The 15,857-nt window shown below is 69.9% G+C and carries 16 protein-coding genes; all 16 read right to left on the bottom strand.

Annotated features, from left to right (window positions below):
• Positions 1–22 precede the first annotated feature (22 nt).
• The 16 genes from AB0K12_RS04600 to thrB all read right to left on the bottom strand — a co-directional run bounded on the left by AB0K12_RS04600 (position 23) and on the right by thrB (position 15,842).
• Positions 23–832: a F0F1 ATP synthase subunit delta gene (locus AB0K12_RS04600; protein WP_364555533.1), complete on the bottom strand. Its 810-nt coding sequence runs from the start codon at positions 830–832 to the stop codon at positions 23–25.
• An 85-nt stretch (positions 833–917) separates the two neighbouring features.
• On the bottom strand, positions 918–1,466 hold the full coding sequence (locus AB0K12_RS04595; RefSeq protein ID WP_364555532.1) for a F0F1 ATP synthase subunit B: 549 nt from the start codon (positions 1,464–1,466) through the stop codon (positions 918–920).
• A gap of 28 nt (positions 1,467–1,494) precedes the next feature.
• Positions 1,495–1,725, bottom strand: a complete 231-nt coding sequence (gene atpE / locus AB0K12_RS04590; RefSeq protein WP_138666586.1) for an ATP synthase F0 subunit C — start codon at positions 1,723–1,725, stop codon at positions 1,495–1,497.
• Between the two features lie 78 nt (positions 1,726–1,803).
• Positions 1,804–2,601, bottom strand: coding sequence for a F0F1 ATP synthase subunit A (gene atpB / locus AB0K12_RS04585; RefSeq protein WP_364555531.1), 798 nt, complete (start codon positions 2,599–2,601; stop codon positions 1,804–1,806).
• Between the two features lie 67 nt (positions 2,602–2,668).
• Positions 2,669–2,884 (bottom strand): AtpZ/AtpI family protein, encoded by a 216-nt coding sequence (locus AB0K12_RS04580; RefSeq protein WP_355429926.1) that lies wholly within the window; start codon positions 2,882–2,884, stop codon positions 2,669–2,671.
• 65 nt (positions 2,885–2,949) lie between these two features.
• A complete protein-coding gene (locus tag AB0K12_RS04575; protein WP_345397555.1) occupies positions 2,950–3,372 on the bottom strand; it encodes a hypothetical protein in 423 nt (140 codons plus the stop codon).
• A 131-nt stretch (positions 3,373–3,503) separates the two neighbouring features.
• On the bottom strand, positions 3,504–4,790 hold the full coding sequence (locus AB0K12_RS04570) for an MraY family glycosyltransferase (protein ID WP_364555529.1): 1,287 nt from the start codon (positions 4,788–4,790) through the stop codon (positions 3,504–3,506).
• A 57-nt stretch (positions 4,791–4,847) separates the two neighbouring features.
• Positions 4,848–6,113 (bottom strand): serine hydroxymethyltransferase, encoded by a 1,266-nt coding sequence (gene glyA / locus AB0K12_RS04565; RefSeq protein WP_364555528.1) that lies wholly within the window; start codon positions 6,111–6,113, stop codon positions 4,848–4,850.
• Between the two features lie 71 nt (positions 6,114–6,184).
• Complete coding sequence (locus tag AB0K12_RS04560) at positions 6,185–6,562, bottom strand: hypothetical protein (RefSeq protein WP_364555526.1); 378 nt, start codon at positions 6,560–6,562, stop codon at positions 6,185–6,187.
• Positions 6,562–9,189, bottom strand: a complete 2,628-nt coding sequence (locus tag AB0K12_RS04555; RefSeq protein ID WP_364555524.1) for a hypothetical protein — start codon at positions 9,187–9,189, stop codon at positions 6,562–6,564. Before AB0K12_RS04555 ends, AB0K12_RS04560 begins: the two co-directional genes overlap by 1 nt.
• A gap of 98 nt (positions 9,190–9,287) precedes the next feature.
• Positions 9,288–9,935, bottom strand: coding sequence for an L-threonylcarbamoyladenylate synthase (locus AB0K12_RS04550; protein WP_364555522.1), 648 nt, complete (start codon positions 9,933–9,935; stop codon positions 9,288–9,290).
• Between the two features lie 120 nt (positions 9,936–10,055).
• A complete protein-coding gene (gene prmC / locus AB0K12_RS04545) occupies positions 10,056–10,910 on the bottom strand; it encodes a peptide chain release factor N(5)-glutamine methyltransferase (RefSeq protein WP_345397538.1) in 855 nt (284 codons plus the stop codon).
• Positions 10,907–11,959 (bottom strand): peptide chain release factor 1, encoded by a 1,053-nt coding sequence (gene prfA / locus AB0K12_RS04540; RefSeq protein ID WP_364555519.1) that lies wholly within the window; start codon positions 11,957–11,959, stop codon positions 10,907–10,909. The genes prmC and prfA overlap by 4 nt, the downstream gene beginning before the upstream one ends.
• Before the next feature lie 89 nt (positions 11,960–12,048).
• Entirely contained in the window at positions 12,049–12,267 is a 219-nt protein-coding gene (gene rpmE / locus AB0K12_RS04535; RefSeq protein WP_148033924.1) for a 50S ribosomal protein L31, read from the bottom strand.
• Positions 12,268–12,454: 187 nt separating this feature from the next.
• Entirely contained in the window at positions 12,455–14,470 is a 2,016-nt protein-coding gene (gene rho, locus AB0K12_RS04530) for a transcription termination factor Rho (protein WP_364555517.1), read from the bottom strand.
• A gap of 457 nt (positions 14,471–14,927) precedes the next feature.
• Positions 14,928–15,842 (bottom strand): homoserine kinase, encoded by a 915-nt coding sequence (thrB, locus tag AB0K12_RS04525; protein ID WP_364555516.1) that lies wholly within the window; start codon positions 15,840–15,842, stop codon positions 14,928–14,930.
• Between the last annotated feature and the right edge of the window lie 15 nt (positions 15,843–15,857).

Here is a 15,857-nt window from a genome sequence, read left to right as displayed (position 1 = left end):
TCTACTCTGTCTCCCTATTCGCCTAGCCGGCCAACCGGCGGCGGACTTCTTCGATTCGTCCCACAATGGTGGTGTCGATGATCTCGTCGCCGATGCGGACCGAGAACCCACCGAGCACTCGCTTGTCCACCTCGACGTTCAGGTGCACATCACGCCCGTACGAGGAGCGCAGCCACGTGGCCAGGCGCTCCTTCTGCGCGTCCGACAGCTCGACCGCGCTGCGCACCACCGCCACGAGGCGCTGGCGCTGCTGGGCCACGAGCTGGCCGACTTCTTCGAGACCGGCTTCCAGACTACGTCCTCGCGGATGCACGACGAGCTGCGTGACCAGGCGCAGGCTGGTCGGCGCCACCTTGCCGTCGAGCAGGTCGCGCAGCAGCGCGCGCTTGCCGTCCTCGGAGGCGCCCGCGTCGGTGAGCGCCCTGCGCAGGTCGGGGTTGGCGGCGACGATGCGGCCGAAGCGGAAGAGCTCGTCCTCCACCTCGTCGAGCCTGGACTGGCCCTCCGCCTCCGCCGCCGCGGCCACGACACCGAGCCGCTCCAGCACGTCGGCCAGGTCGCCCGTGCGCGACCAGCGAGCCGCGACCGCGGCCTCGGCCGTGGCCAGGGCGGCCTCGCCGACCTTGCCCTGCAGCAGCGAGCGCAGCACGCCCGACTTCTGCTCGGCCGGCCTCGCCGGATCGGACAGGGCGCGGCGCAGGCCGTGCTCGCGGTCGAGCAGATCCGCGACCGCGAACAGCTCGTCGGAGAGCGCGCCGAGGTCGGCGCTGCCCGCGACCGCGTTGAACCGCTCTTCGACCTCGGCCAGCGAGGTCCTGCTCAAACCCCTCATCGCGCGCTCACCCGCTCCTCGTTCGCCGCGCGGACGCGCACGCTCGCGTGTCCGCTCCGCTCACCGCGGGGGGTTCGCTCCAGCATCAGCGCACCGCCTGCGCGTTGCTGTTCTCCAGCTCGTCGAGGAACCGGTCCACGATGCGGCTCTGGCGCACCTCGTCCTCCAGCGACTCGCCGACGATGCGGCCGGCCAGCTCGGTCGACAGGCGGCCGATCTCGGTGCGGAGCTGGGCGAACGCCGCCTGGCGGTCGGCCTCGATCTGGGCGTGCGCGGCCTCGACGAGACGGCGGGCCTCGGCCTGCGCCTCCTCGCGAAGCTCGGCCTTGATCTGCGCGGCCTGCTCACGGGCCTCCTCGCGCAGCCTGGCGGCGTCGCGACGGGCCTCTTCGAGCTGCTCGGAGAAGCGCTTCTGCAGGGCCTGCGCCTCGGCCTGCGCCTCCTCTGCCCGCTTGATGCCACCCTCGATGGCGTCAGTGCGCTCGGCCAGCGTCTTCTGGATGCGCGGGACGAGGATCTTGCCGACGACGAGGAAGACGACGAGGAACGCGAAGATACCGACGACGAGCTCGTACGTGTGCGGAATGAGCGGACTCGATTCCGCCGCAAGGAGCGTAGCTGCCTTGATGATCATATTGCAGCCTTCCGTCAGCTAGGGGCGATCAGATGCCCTGGAAGATGAACGGCGCCACCAGGCCGATCAGGGCGAGGGCCTCGGTGAGGACGAAGCCGAGGAGCATGTTCTGGCGGATCAGGCCGTAAGCCTCCGGCTGGCGCGCGATGGCCTGCACGCCCTGACCGAAGATGATGCCGACGCCGATGCCGGGGCCGATGGCGGCGAGACCGTAACCGATGGCGGTGACGTTGCCGGAGACCTCAGCGAGAACGCTCATTGTTCGTATTCCTTTACTTAACGGCCGGTGGACTGGGTATCACCGGTCATGGACATTCCGTGAGTCGTGCGGTGGTTCTCAGTGCTCCGGGTGGAGCGAGTTGCCGATGTACATCGCCGCCAGCATCGCGAACAGGAAGGCCTGCAGGAACTGGATGAACATCTCGAAGCCGGTCAGGATGATCGTCATCACCACGCCGATCACGCCGACGGGCGCGCCCAGCGGGGTCAGCTTCTCGAACAGGAACCAGAAGCCGACCATGCTGAAGAAGGCCAGCAGCATGTGGCCCGCGAACATGTTCGCGAAGAGTCGGACCGCGTGGGTGAAGGGGGCGATGATCAGGTTCGACAGGAACTCGATCGGGGCCAGCAGGACGTAGATGAACTTGGGCAGGCCCGGGGGGAACATCATGTTCTTGAAGTAGCCGACCGCGCCCTGGTGCTTCATGCCGAGGTAGATCTTGAGGATGTAGATGATCAGGGCGAGCACGGCGGGGAAGGCGATGTGGGAGGCCACCGGGAACTGCAGCACGGGGATGACGCCCATGAAGTTCCACAGCAGGACCACGAAGAAGATCGAGACGAGCAGGCCCATCCACTGGTCGGCGTCCTTGCCCAGGAAGGGCCGGGCGACCTGGTCGCGGACGAACATGTAGCCGTACTCGACGACGTTCTGCAGGCCCCTGGGCACGATCTTCGGGTTACCGAAGGCGCCCCAGCACAGAGCGATCACCACGAGCGAGGTAAGGATCGCGAGCAGGACCGGCTTGGTGAACCAGGCGACCCCCTCGATGATGGGGGGCAGATTGAACAGCTCGTCTGGCGTAGGCGCCCCGAACTGTTCGCCAGGAGGAGCGAGGACCGTCAGCGCACTCACGCGGCGTTCCCTTCAACGTCGTAGTGGATCACAAGAGTTACCTCGGCGAAGTGATCGCTGCGCCGGGTTAGCGACTGAACTTCCGGTAGGCCAGGTAGCCGGCGAGCACAACCCCCAGAACCACGCCTATGGGGAAGAACGCGGACATGTCCAGCCACCGGTCCAGCAACCACCCGAGACCGCCGTAGACGGCCATCCCCGCGAGCAGATAGCTGGGGACTGACCACATGGCGTCGGCGAAGTCGCGACCGTCTTCTTCCGGTCGGCGTTCCTGTGCGCTCATCGCGGCCCCGACGATAGCAGGCGGACAGAGGGCTAGTCATATCGGGCCCCGCCCGGCCATCGGCATCATGAGTCGCCCCTGCCGGGGACCCGGGCCTCGGGGTCGACGTACAGCATCTTGGTCTTCATGAAGGCGCGGACCTCGAAACCGGTCCACACGATGGTGCCGATCACCACCGACCAGGCGAAAGCAAGCGTGTTCCACGCCGTGGTGTCGCGGAACGCGTTGAGCACGAGCATGATGACGACGACCTTGACGAGGTAGCTCAGCATCGCCGCGATGGCCATCACCTGAGGGGAGACCCGGGCGGCGTAGGACACCGCCACCACGCTGATGCTGAAGAAGACCCCGACGAGCAAGGTGCCGAGTGCGGCTCCGAGTGCTCCCTTGCCACCTGCCAGCAGGAGGGACACGAGCACGGCGACCAGCCCGACCGCGAGGGTCGGAATCGCGGCGCTCTTGAGTACGCGCACGTCGTTGGCCTGCATCAATGCTCCATCGGCAAGTTATCAAGCGAGCGTTTGCTACCTCCAGAACCGGTGCATCTGGAGGCCCCTGCTCGTGAAAGATATCACAAGCTCACGGAAGACCGCTTTTACCTGCCGTTTCTAGTTCGCTGTCATGGACGGCGCGGAAATGCGGTGATGACCGGATTGCCCTCTGTGCTCGCGCGCTCGTGCGCGGCGCCGCCCGGCGGCGGCATCTGCCGCCTGACCTGCGGGTCCGGCAGGATCGGCGGCATCGGGCCGGTCGGCGGGCCGTCGTCGTCGGGCTCGTCACGCCGCGACGCCGGGCGCGTGCCGCCCCTGCCGCGCCAGCGCGGAGCCGCCATCAGCACCAGCACGGCCAGCGCCAGCACGATGAACACGGGGAACAGCAGCACCGGCACACCCTGGCGGGACATCAGCACCACGACGAAGGCGAACAGGAACGCCCACGCGTACATGATCAGGACCGAGCGGCGCTGCGAATGGCCGATGTCGAGCAGCCGGTGGTGCAGGTGTCCGCGGTCGGGGGCGAACGGCGACAGGCCCTGCGACGTGCGCCGCACCACCGCGGTGATCAGGTCGACCAGCGGCAGCACCAGCACGGCGGCCGGCAGCATCAGCGGCAGCAGCACGCCGAACTTGTTCATGTCCTCGATGGCCGCCGGGTCGAGCGGGGTCACGGTGACGATCGAGGAGGCCAGCACCAGGCCGATCAGCATGGCGCCGGTGTCGCCCATGAAGATCTTCGCCGGGTGGAAGTTGTGCGGCAGGAAGCCCACGCACGTGCCGATGAGCACGGCCGCGATGGCGGCGGTCGTGGTGATGTTGCCGACGCTCATGCTCTGGGCGAGGAAGATCGAGTAGGCCCAGGTGGCCATGGCCGCGATGCCCACGATGCCGGCCGCGAGCCCGTCGAGGCCGTCGACGAAGTTGACCGCGTTGATGGTGACGACCACGACCATGATGGTGATGATCGTGCTGAGGGTGTAGTCGAGGCTGGTCGAGCCGCCCCAGTCCTTCGGCAGCGGGATGTAGAGCAGCCGCAGGTCGTAGGCGACCAGCACGCCCGCCGCCGCGATCTGCCCGCCGAGCTTGATGAAGGCGTCCATGCCCCACCAGTCGTCGAGGAAGCCCGTCACCGTGATGAGGCCGCCGGCCACGATGAGCGCCGTGACCGCGTTGGCGTCGGACTCCGACAGCGCCGCGCCGCTGTGGGGCAATCGGCTCGCGCACAGCAGGCCCACCACCAGGCCGCCGTACATCGCCAGGCCGCCGAGCCTCGGCGTCGGCGTGGTGTGCACGTCGCGCTCGCGAACCTCGGGCATGGCGCCGATGCGGATGGCGAAGCGGCGCACCAACGGCACCAGCAGGTAGGTCACCGCCGCTGAGATGAGCGCCATGAACAGGTATTCGCGCACGACCCTAGTTTCCCGGATGCGCCGGCCAGCTGTGACCGGAAAACGACACAGACCCGCTTAATATTCGCTGAGATATGGGCGATGGATGGCCAGAAGGGCCGCAACTCTTTCCCTGACCTCGGCGGACGCCTCCGGCCCGCGCACCGCCCTGGCCACCAGTTCTCCCACTTCCGCCAGGTCCTCCTCGCCCATCCCCTGGGTCGTCACGCACGGCGTGCCCACCCTGATGCCCGACGTCACCGCCGGAGGTTCGGGATCGTACGGGACCGCGTTGCGGTTCAGCGTGATGCCCGCCGCCGCGCACCTGCGCTCCGCCTCGGCGCCCGACACCCCCACCTCGCGCAGGTCGATGAGCGCCAGATGGGTGTCCGTGCCGCCCGACACGGGCCGCATCCCCTCCGCCGCCAGCGCCGCCGCCAGCGACCGCGCGTTCGCCACCACCCGGCGCGCGTAACCGGCGAACTCCGGCCGCATCGCCTCGCAGAACGCCACCGCCTTCGCCGCCACCACGTGCATCAGCGGGCCGCCCTGCACGAACGGGAACACCGCGCGGTCGATCCGCTTCGCCAGCTCCGACGTGCACAGGATGGCGCCGCCGCGCGGTCCCCTCAGCGCCTTGTGCGTGGTGAACGTCACGACGTCCGCGTACGGAACCGCCGACGGGATAGCGCCGCCCGCCATCAGCCCGATCGGATGCGCCACGTCCGCCATCAGCCACGCGCCCACCTCGTCCGCGATGCCACGGAAGACCCCGTAGTCGATCAGCCTCGGATACGCCGTCGCCCCGCACACGATCAGCTTCGGCCGCCGGCGCAGGGCCAGGTCGCGCACCTCGTCGTAGTCGATCAGCTCGGTGTCGCGGCGCACGCCGTACGAGACGACGTCGAACCACCGGCCGGAGAAGTTGACCTTCGAGCCGTGCGTCAGGTGACCGCCGTGCGGCAGCGCCATCGCCAGCATCGTGTCACCCGGCTGGAGCAGGGCGGCGTAGGCGGCCAGGTTCGCCGACGCGCCGGAATGCGGCTGCACGTTGGCGTGGTCCGCCCCGAACAACCTCCTGGCCCGCTCCACCGCCAGCCGCTCCGCCCGGTCCACGACCTCGCAGCCGCCGTAGTAGCGCCGGCCCGGGTAGCCCTCGGCGTACTTGTTGGTCAGGGTGGAGCCCAGGGCGGCCATGACGGCGGGCGAGGTGAAGTTCTCGCTGGCGATGAGCTGGATGCCGCCGCGTACCCGGTCCAGCTCGTCGAGCAGCACCTGCGCGATCTCGGGGTCACGCTCACGCAGCTGCCCGAAGTCAGGGCCGTAGTAGGGCTCCGCACCCATTTCCCCACTGTACGACCGGATGTCCGTTTTTCCCATACACGATGGCTGCCCCGAAATCCGCCCTCATGACCTCACGATGGGTAGGCGTGCGGGGCGTTCGCCGTCGTCTGGACCCAGCGCGGGGTGTCGGCGGCCTCGTCGCTGATCGACGTCAGGACGGCGTGCCGGTAAAGGGCCAGCCTGTTGCGCCACTCCCTGATGTCCTCCAGGTACCGCTCGCCCACCGGGGCGTCCCACGTCTGCGGGCTCTTCGCCAGCGCGAACGCCTTGTCCAGCACCGCCCTCAGGTCGTCGAGCTGCGGCTTGACCGTCTCCCATGCCGTGACCAGGCGCTCGTAGTCGGGATTGAAGCGCCAGGCGCGCTGCGGGTCCTCCAGCGGGCCCGTGGAGGTGATCGGGGGCGCCTCGTAACGGCCCTTCGCCCTGGGGGCCGGCGGGTCGACGTACATCACGCTCTCCTCTCCGGGGCCACCTCACCGGGCGGGCCGTCCGGCCTGATGTCCTCGGGCGCCCACTCCCCCTTGCCGTACTCGCCCGGCGGCACCTGCACGGACGGCATCTCCTGGGGACGGATGTCGCGGTGGTGCTCGATCACGGTCCCCATGGCCTCCAGGCTCGGCGGCCGCACCCCGGCCGACACGACGCCGTCACCGTCATTCGCCCGCCTCCCGCTGTCGGAGCCGGGCGTCATCTCGTAGCCCGGCTCGACGTCGTACGCGATCAACACCTCGTACGCACCGGCCGCACTGACCTGCCGCTCCCCCGCTACCGCCCCAGGCGCATGACCGCCCGAGCCCTCGTGCCGCTCCCCGGCCACCGCGCCGGGCCCGCCGGCTCCAGGTTGAGCTCCACGGTCGGAGCTCCCGCCGTCGCCGCCGTCGCCCATAGCGCCGTACGCCGCCTCCGCTCCGTAACCGACCTCCTGCCCTGCGCCGAACCCGTAACCGGCCTCCTGAGCCACCACGGCGCCATACCCGGCCCCTGGCGGGTTCCCGGCCCCCGAGCCCTGTGACGCCCCGGCAGGACCGGCGCCTTGAGCTCCACCACCGGCGCCCCGGTCAGGCGCTGTGGCCGGAGGGTCGGTGGCGGCGCCGTTGGGGGGTTCGACGGACGGACTGGTCGGCGGAATCGTGACGGGCCTGCCCCGGCCATCCGCACTTCGGCCGTCGCTCCCGCCACCGGCGCCCTGACCACCCGTACCGCCCTGTCCCCCGCCCCCACCGGCACCCTCACCCCCGCCACCACCCGCACCCCGATCCCCATTCCCACCACCAACGCCACGCTCCCCGCTCCCGCCGGCACCTTGGTCCCCGGCCCCGCCACCACCAGAGCCCTGACCACCCGCGCCCCGTTCCCCTGCACCAGCACCGCGATCCCCGTCCCCACTACCGCCGGCACCTTGGTCACCAGACCCGGTGCCACCCGCGCCCCGCTCCCCACCTTGATCCCCGGACCCGGTACCACCCGCGCCCCGCTCCCCACCTTGGTCCCCGGACCCGGTACCGCCTGCACCACGCTCTCCCGTGTCCTGGGGTGCGTCCTTGGACGGTGGGCAGGATCCGTCGGATTGGTTGCCGGTACCTGGGTCTGACGGTGTGGTGCCTGTGCCGGGTGCGTCCGGGGTGTAGCCACCCGCGATCGTGCCCGCGCTGCCTGCTGCGGCGCCGCTCGTCGATGTGACCTGGCCGTCTGTGGTCAGGCCGCCTGAGGTCGCGTCGATCGGTGGGAGGGTCTGGGTGCCTGTGATCGGGGCGCCGGGGGCGACCGAGCCGGTGGAGCCGTCGGGGCGGATGTCGCGTTCGGCCCACTGGCCCTGGCCGTATTCGCCGCGCGGGACCTCCACGCCGGGCATCTCCTGCGGGGCTACGTCCCGGTGGTTCTCGATGACCGTCTTGAGGGCGTCCAGGTCCGGTGGGCGGGCCTCGGCCGAGACGACGTCGCTGCCGTCGTTCGCGTAGCCGTTGACGTTCGCGGTGCCGGTCGCGTTGGACGAGCCGGTGCCGTTCGGTGAGCCGGTGTCGTTCGGTGAGCCGGTGTCGTTGGTGTCCGGCGGGAGTGTGGCGTTGTCGGCGGGGAGTTTCGGCATGTCCGCCGGTTGGACCTGGTCGGGGTTCCGCAGCATCTCCTCGATGGCTGCGGCGGACGGCGGGTCCAGAGGCACCTGCAGCACCTTCACGCCATCGACCACCACGACCTGGGGCTTGGACGCGTCCTGACCGTCGCCCACAGGCGTGCCGGCCGTCCCGTTGTCCGAGGCCCCGTTGTCCGAGCCCCTGGTGTCCGAGGCCCCGTTGTCCGTCGCGCCGGTGTCCGGGCCCCTGGTGTCGGCGTCGTTGCCGCGATCGCGGCGGCTGTCCAGATCGTCGTCCTTGGGCTGGCTCACAGGCTGGTCGCCGGCTCGATCACCGGTCCTGCCGTCGCCCCCGGTCCCGTTGTCCCGACCGGTCTCGTTCCCCTGGCCGGTTCCCCGGTCGCCGACGTTCCCGTTGTCCTGGTCCGGGCGGGGGTCCTTGTCGTCGCAGTTCTGGCCGCCCACATCCGGCTTGCCGCCCACATCCGGCTTGTCGCCGGTGCCGGTCTTTCCGGATGAGTCGGGTCGCTCGTTCGCGTCAGGCCCCCCGCCTCCGGGCTTGTCACCCACGTCGGGCTTGCCGTCGGAGCCGGGGTTCCCGCCGGTGCCGGTCTTTCCGCCGGTCTCGGCGCGCCCGTTCGACCCGGTCCTGTCGTCGGAACCAGAAGGGGAGCCGGGGCTGCGGGGGTTCTCGTACCGGTCCCGATCCCCTCGGGACTCCTTCGGGGTGGAGTTCGCGTCCTCGCCGGCCGAACCCGAGCCCGCCTTCGGCGGCGGATCCACGCGCTTCTCCAGGGTGGCGAGCCGCTTGTCGACGTCGCGCACCATGACGTCCACCGCGTCGGCGACCTGCACGGGACGGTGGGTGCTCTGCAGGGGCAGCCCGGCCTGGTGCATGGCGAGGCGGACGCGCTCCTCCGTCGTACGCATCTGCGCAGCCGCCCGCTTGACCTCGGCCAGCAGGTCACGGACCAGCTTGGGGTCCATGCCGTCGTACTTGCCCATGCGCCACTCCCCGACGTCTAGCCGCTCCGCGCCCACGTAACCACGACGGGAGCGGCTTGGCAGCCGGAATAAGCAGCCGGTATACGACTAGTCGTCAGTCAGTCGTCTGTGGCGACGTAACCGATGATGCCGCGCAGCTTCTCCACGGGGATCGCCCCACGCCGCAGCAGCCGCGGCACGGCGGTGGTGAGGTCGAGGATGGTGGACGGGGTGTTGTCGGTGGTCTTGCCCCCGTCGAGATAGACCTCGATGGCGTCGCCGAGCTGCGCTTCGGCCTCGTCCACGGTGGTGGCGGCGGGCGCGCCGGACCGGTTGGCGCTGGAGACGGCCATGGGCCCGGTCTCCTTGAGCAGGTCGAGCGCGACGGGGTGGAGCGGCATGCGTACGGCGACCGTCCCCTTCGTGTCGCCCAGGTCCCACGACAGAGCCCTGTTGGCCTTGCAGATGAGCGTCAGCGGCCCAGGCCAGAAGGCGTCGATGAGGTCCTGCCCGTACGGCCCCAGGTCGTCCACCAGCGCGCTCGCCGCGCGTACGGTGCCCACCAGCACGGGCGGCGGCATGTCACGCCCGCGCCCCTTGGCCTCGAGCAGTTTGGTGACGGCTTCGGGCGTGAAGGCGTCGGCGCCGATGCCGTAGACCGTGTCGGTCGGCAGCACCAGGAGATCGCCCCGGCGGGCGGCGGCCGCGGCCTCCATCAGCCCGATGGTCCGCTGGTCGGGGTCGGAGCAGTCGAAACGTCGTCCCACGATTGGTTGCCTCGCTCCGCTCAGCGGGTGAACGGCGCTGTCGAGGCCTCCTCCTTCCTCCAAGTACGGTCGCCGCGGCCCCCGGCGGTCAGGAGCAGGTAGCGCCGCTTCGCGTGCATCCTAGTCTTGGCCCAGCCTGGCCGTGACGAAGCGGTCTCGTCTGGTGAGGTCTTGGCGCAGGCGTACGTCACGCCAGCCGTTGTCCTCGGGGAAGGTGAGGTAGACGGCCCTGCCCTGCTCGTCGGCGTGCTCGACGGCCACCCACCCGCCGGGCCGCAGCAGCCGGCGCGCCGTGCGCTCGACGGCCCGCACCTCGCCGAGCCCGTCGTCGCCCGAGCCGTAGAGGGCCCTGGTGGGGTCGTAGTCGCGCACCTCGGGGTCGCGCGGGATGGCGCCGGGCGGGATGTAGGGCGGGTTGGAGATGACGAGGTCGACCTTGCCGTTGAGCTCGGGCAGCGCCTCGGCGAGGTCTTCGGGGTGCAGGTGGGTGCGCCCCTGGCCGAGCTCGGAGATGTTGCGCTTGGCCCACGTGTACGCCGCGGGATCGACCTCGACGGCGTGCACCTCGGCCAGCGCCACCTCCTGGGCGATGGACAGCGCGATGGCGCCGGAGCCGGTGCCGAGGTCGACGACGAGCGGCGCGGTGACGTCCATCTCGCGCAGGGTCTCGATGGCCCAGCCGGCCATCACCTCGGTCTCCGGCCGCGGCACGAACACGCCGGGCCCGACGGCCAGCTCGAGGTAGCGGAAGTAGGCGTGGCCGGTGATGTGCTGCAGCGGCTCGCGGGCCTCCCGCCTGGCCACGCCCTCCCAGAAGAGCGCGTCGAAGTCGGAGTCCTTGACGGTGTGCAGCTCGCTTCTGCGCACGCCGTGGACGAAGGCCGCGATCTCCTCGGCGTCGGTGCGCGGCGAAGGAACGCCTGCCTCGGCCAGCCGGGCAGTGGCGAGCGCGATCTCGTCCAGCAGAAATGTCATGAGTGTTGTGCGAGCTTCTCCGCCATCTCGGCGTCGATGAGGGCCTGGGTGACGGCGTTGAGCTCTCCGTCGAGCACCTGGTCGAGGTTATACGCCTTGAAGCCGACGCGGTGGTCGGAGATGCGGTTTTCCGGGAAGTTGTAGGTGCGGACGCGCTCGGAGCGGTCGACGGTGCGGACCTGCGACTTGCGCTCCGCCTGGGCGGCGGCCTCGGCCTCCTCCTGCGCCATGGCCAGCAGCCGGGCGCGCAGGATGCGCAGGGCCGACTCCTTGTTCTGGAGCTGGCTCTTCTCGTTCTGGCAGGAGACGACGACGCCGGTGGGCAGATGGGTGATGCGCACCGCGGAGTCGGTGGTGTTGACGCTCTGGCCGCCGGGGCCGCTGGAGCGGTAGACGTCGATGCGCAGGTCGTTGGGGTCGATCTGGACGTCGACCTCCTCCGCCTCCGGGTAGACGAGCACGCCCGCGGCGCTGGTGTGGATGCGGCCCTGCGACTCGGTGACGGGCACCCGCTGCACGCGGTGGACGCCGCCCTCGAACTTCAGCCGCGACCACACGCCCTCGTCGCCCTTGGCCCTGATGCCGACCGTGACGTCTTTGTAGCCGCCGAGGTCGGAGGGCTGGCTGTCGATGACTTCGGTCTTCCAGCCGAGCCGCTCGGCGTAGCGGAGGTACATCCGCAGCAGGTCGCCCGCGAACAGCGCGGACTCCTCGCCGCCCTCGCCCGCCTTGATCTCCATGATGATGTCCTTGTCATCGTTGGGATCGCGCGGGATGAGCAGGTGCCGCAGCCGCTCTTCGAGCTGCGGGATGCGGGCCTCCAGCTCGGCGGCCTCGGCCGCGAACGTCTCGTCCTCGTCGGCCAGCTCCTTGGCGGCCGTGAGGTCCTCGCGGACCGACTCCAGCTCGCGGTAGGTGGCGATGACGGGCGTGAGCTGGGAGTAGCGCTTGCCGAGCGTGCGGGCCTTGTTCTGGTCGGCGTGCACGGCGGGGTCGGCGAGCTGCGACTCCAGCTCGGAATACTCCTTGAGCAACTCGTCGAGATTCACCGTGGATCCTTTGTATCGAGAAGTACGGGCCGTTCACCAACAACGCCGACCCGGCGCACGCGTGTGCGTCCGGGCCGGCGTACGTGGAGCTACTTGCCCGAGGCCTTCTTGCCGAAGCGCTTCTCGAAGCGGGCCACCCGGCCGCCGGTGTCGAGGATCTTCTGCTTGCCCGTGTAGAACGGGTGGCAGGCCGAGCACACGTCGGCGTGGATCACGCCGTTCTTCGCGGTGCTGCGGGTGGTGAACGTGTTACCGCAGGAGCAGGTCACCTGCGTCACGTGGTAGTCAGGGTGGATGTCGCGCTTCATCGCTGTCCTTTCGGGGTGCGGCCGCCGGGTCGCCTTCACGCATGGCGTGAACCGGAACCGCAAAATGGTCAGCTACCAGTGTGCCAGATCGTGAAACCATCCCAGGCCATCGCTCATTCCTCATGAGCCAGGCACGGGAACGCGTGAGGGGTGGCGGACGACACCGCCACCCCTCACGACGCAGCCGCTAGCCGCGGTCGTTGCTCACCGTGGTCGTCTGGACCTGCATGAGGAACTCCGCGTTGGACTTGGTCTCCTTCATCTTCTCCAGGAGCAGCTCCAGCGCCTGCTGCATGTCGAGCGCGTGCAGCACCCTGCGCAGCTTCCAGACGATCTGCAGCTCCTCCTTGGCCATGAGGATCTCTTCCTTACGCGTGCTGGACGCGTCGACGTCGACCGCCGGGAAGATCCGCTTGTCGGCCAGGGACCGGTTGAGCTTGAGCTCCATGTTGCCGGTGCCCTTGAACTCTTCGAAGATGACCTCGTCCATCTTCGACCCGGTCTCGACCAGGGCCGTGGCGAGGATCGTCAGCGAGCCGCCGTTCTCGATGTTGCGGGCGGCGCCGAAGAAGCGCTTGGGCGGGTAGAGCGCCGTGGAGTCGACACCACCCGACAGGATGCGCCCGGACGCGGGGGCCGCGAGGTTGTACGCGCGGCCGAGCCGGGTGATCGAGTCGAGCAGGACGACGACGTCGTGGCCCAGCTCCACCAGGCGCTTGGCCCGCTCGATGGCGAGCTCGGCGACCGTGGTGTGGTCTTCGGCGGGACGGTCGAAGGTGGAGTGGATGACCTCGCCCTTGACCGACCGCTGCATGTCGGTGACCTCTTCAGGCCGCTCGTCCACGAGCACGACCATGAGGTGGCACTCGGGGTTGTTGCGGGTGAGCGCGTTGGCGATGGCCTGCAGCACCATCGTCTTACCCGCCTTCGGCGGCGAGACGATGAGACCGCGCTGGCCCTTGCCGATCGGCGAGACGAGATCGATGATCCGCGTGGTGAGGATGTTGGGCTCGGTCTCGAGGCGCAGGCGCTCCTGCGGGTAGAGCGGCGTCAGCTTGTTGAAGTCGGGCCTGTTGCGGGCCTGCTCCGGGTCCATGCCGTTGACGGTGTCGAGGCGGACCAGGGCGTTGAACTTCTCGCGCCGCTCGCCCTCGCGCGGCTGCCGCACGGCGCCGGTGATGACGTCGCCCTTGCGCAGGCCGTTGCGGCGGATCTGGGCGAGCGAGACGTAGACGTCGTTGCTGCCGGGCAGGTAGCCGCTGGTCCTGACGAACGCGTAGTTGTCGAGGATGTCGAGGATGCCGGCGATCGGGATGAGCACGTCGTCGTCGCCGATGACGGGCTCGCCGCTGTCGAAGCGGTCGCGGCCGCGGCCACGGTTGCGCTCCCTGAAGCGGCCCCTGCGGCTGCGTCCGCCGCGCTCGTCGTCGTCGCCGCCACGCTGGTCGCCGCGCTGGTCGCCGCGCTGGTCGGAACGGCCGCCCGCGTCGGCTGCGACGCGCTCGCGCTGGTCGCCGCGACCCCCATCGCGGCCACTGTCACGGCCTCCGTCACGACCGCCGTCACGACCGCCGTCGCTGGTGCGGTCACTGCGGTCGCCGCGGTCACCACGGTCACCGCGGTCGCTGTTACGGTCGCTGCCCCGCTCGCCGCGCTCGCGGCGCTCGCCACGGCTGCGGCGCTCGCGCCTGCTCTCGCCGCGCTCGGAGCGCGACTCGCCCTGTCCGGCGTCCGCGGGCTGCGACTGCTGCTCCACGACCGGCTCCGCCACGGCGGCGGCGACCGGCTCAGGCGCGGCGGCCACGGGCTCGGGCGCGGCGGCGGCAGGCTGCTGCGCGGGCTCTTCCACGGTCTTGGCGCGGGAACGTTCCCTGCGTGTACGGGTGGGTCGCTCCGCCGCGGGCGCCGCCTCTGCGGAGGCGGCCGCGGGGGCCTCGGCCACCGGCGCGGCCGTCGCTGCGCCGTCTCCGGAACCGCCACCCTGCTTCTCCTGGATGGCCGCGATGAGCTGGCTCTTCCGCATGCGCCCGGTCCCGCTGATGCCCAGCTCCGCTGCCATCTTCTGCAGCTCGGGCAGCACCTTGGCGGACAGGCCGGTGCCGGAGCGACGCGCACGCGGCTTCGCCGCTGCGCGGGTGGGGGTGTCGCCGGACGCCGGCTCAGCGCCTGATGCGTCGGAGAGGAGTTCGGTGGTGTCGCTCAACTAAAAGGTCCTTCCCAGGGGTCGGGCGCCGGATTTGTTCTTCCGGGCGTCCCGGAGGTGCTTGCGATCCGGCGGGACAGACCGGGTCGGGGTGCACTTTGCGATCTTCGGCTGTCGCTTGAGACGGCCGCCACTCTTGGGGAGGGGTTCGTCCACGCCGCCGATGGCCCTTGGCGCGTGGCTGACACCCCCCAGATTGCTGTCGCCAACCAGATGTCGAGATGATTCGAACGCGCAGATCCCCGTCGTCGCCACCTCGCGTTGCGCCAACCGGGTGTGGGCCAACCGGAGGCAACGGATTCCGGGGAGACAGCCGCGCTGCTCACGCCTCGCGACGTGAAGCATGATGCAGCGATGTATGGCTGACAAGCACGCACCCACCAAGGGGGCATCTGGTGCGGCTATCAGCCTAACATCACCAGCGCACACGGCTATTCCCTGAAGGTCTAAAGAGGCATCAGCGTGTCTCGGGGAACTGAACGTTCGCACCAACCGGGTCGACGTCCATTTGCTGGATGTGCCAGTCATTACCCACTTCTGGCGCGATCAAATCCTGCGAATCCGATGTCGAAAACGCAAGAACCGTGGGACCCGCTCCCGAAACGACCGCGGGCACGCCCACTGCACGGAGACGTTCTACCAGATCCGCACTCTGCCGCATGGCAGGCGCGCGGTATTGCTGGTGGAGCCGATCTTCTGTGGCGGCGAGCAGGAGCCCCGGCTCTGGCCGCTGGGTCAGCGCCGCGATCAGCAGCGCGGCCCGGCCGACGTTGAAGGAGGCGTCCTCGTGGGGCACGTCCTTCGGCAGCAGCCCCCGGGCGGCCTCCGTCGACAGCCGCGTCGAAGGGACGCAGACGACCGGACGGATGCGCTGGTCGGGAACTAGTTTCAGACTATGCGGCAGCCCGGTGTGGTCGGACCACGAGACCGTCAGCCCGCCGGAAAGACAGGGCGCGACGTTGTCGGGATGGCCCTCCATCTCGGTGGCCAGCGCGTAGACGTCGTCGTCGCTCAGCGCGTTCTCCCCCGAGTCCGCGAGTGCGCGCGCGGCGAGAATGCCCGCGCACACCGCGGCCGACGACGACCCGAGCCCCCGTGCGTGCGGGATGCGGTTGCGGCAGTGCAGATGTATGCCCTCCGGCTGGGGCACGCCCATGCGGTCGTACGCCACCCGCATGGCTTTGACGACCAGATGCCCCTCGCCGGGATCGACCTCCCCCGCCCCCTCACCCTCCACGACGACGTGGACGCCGCGCTCCCCGGTGAGCGTGGCCGTGACCTCGTCGTAGAGGCTCAGCGCGAGCCCGAGCGCGTCGTAACCCGGCCCCAGGTTGGCCGACGTCGCGGGCACGCGAATGTCAACGGTCCTCATTCGTTCACTTTTCCC

This window comes from Nonomuraea sp. NPDC049419 (assembly GCF_040676995.1).
GTDB lineage: Bacteria > Actinomycetota > Actinomycetes > Streptosporangiales > Streptosporangiaceae > Nonomuraea > Nonomuraea salmonea.
The sequence above is the reverse complement of the archived record's forward strand: the minus strand, read 5'-3'. Positions and strand labels throughout refer to the sequence as shown.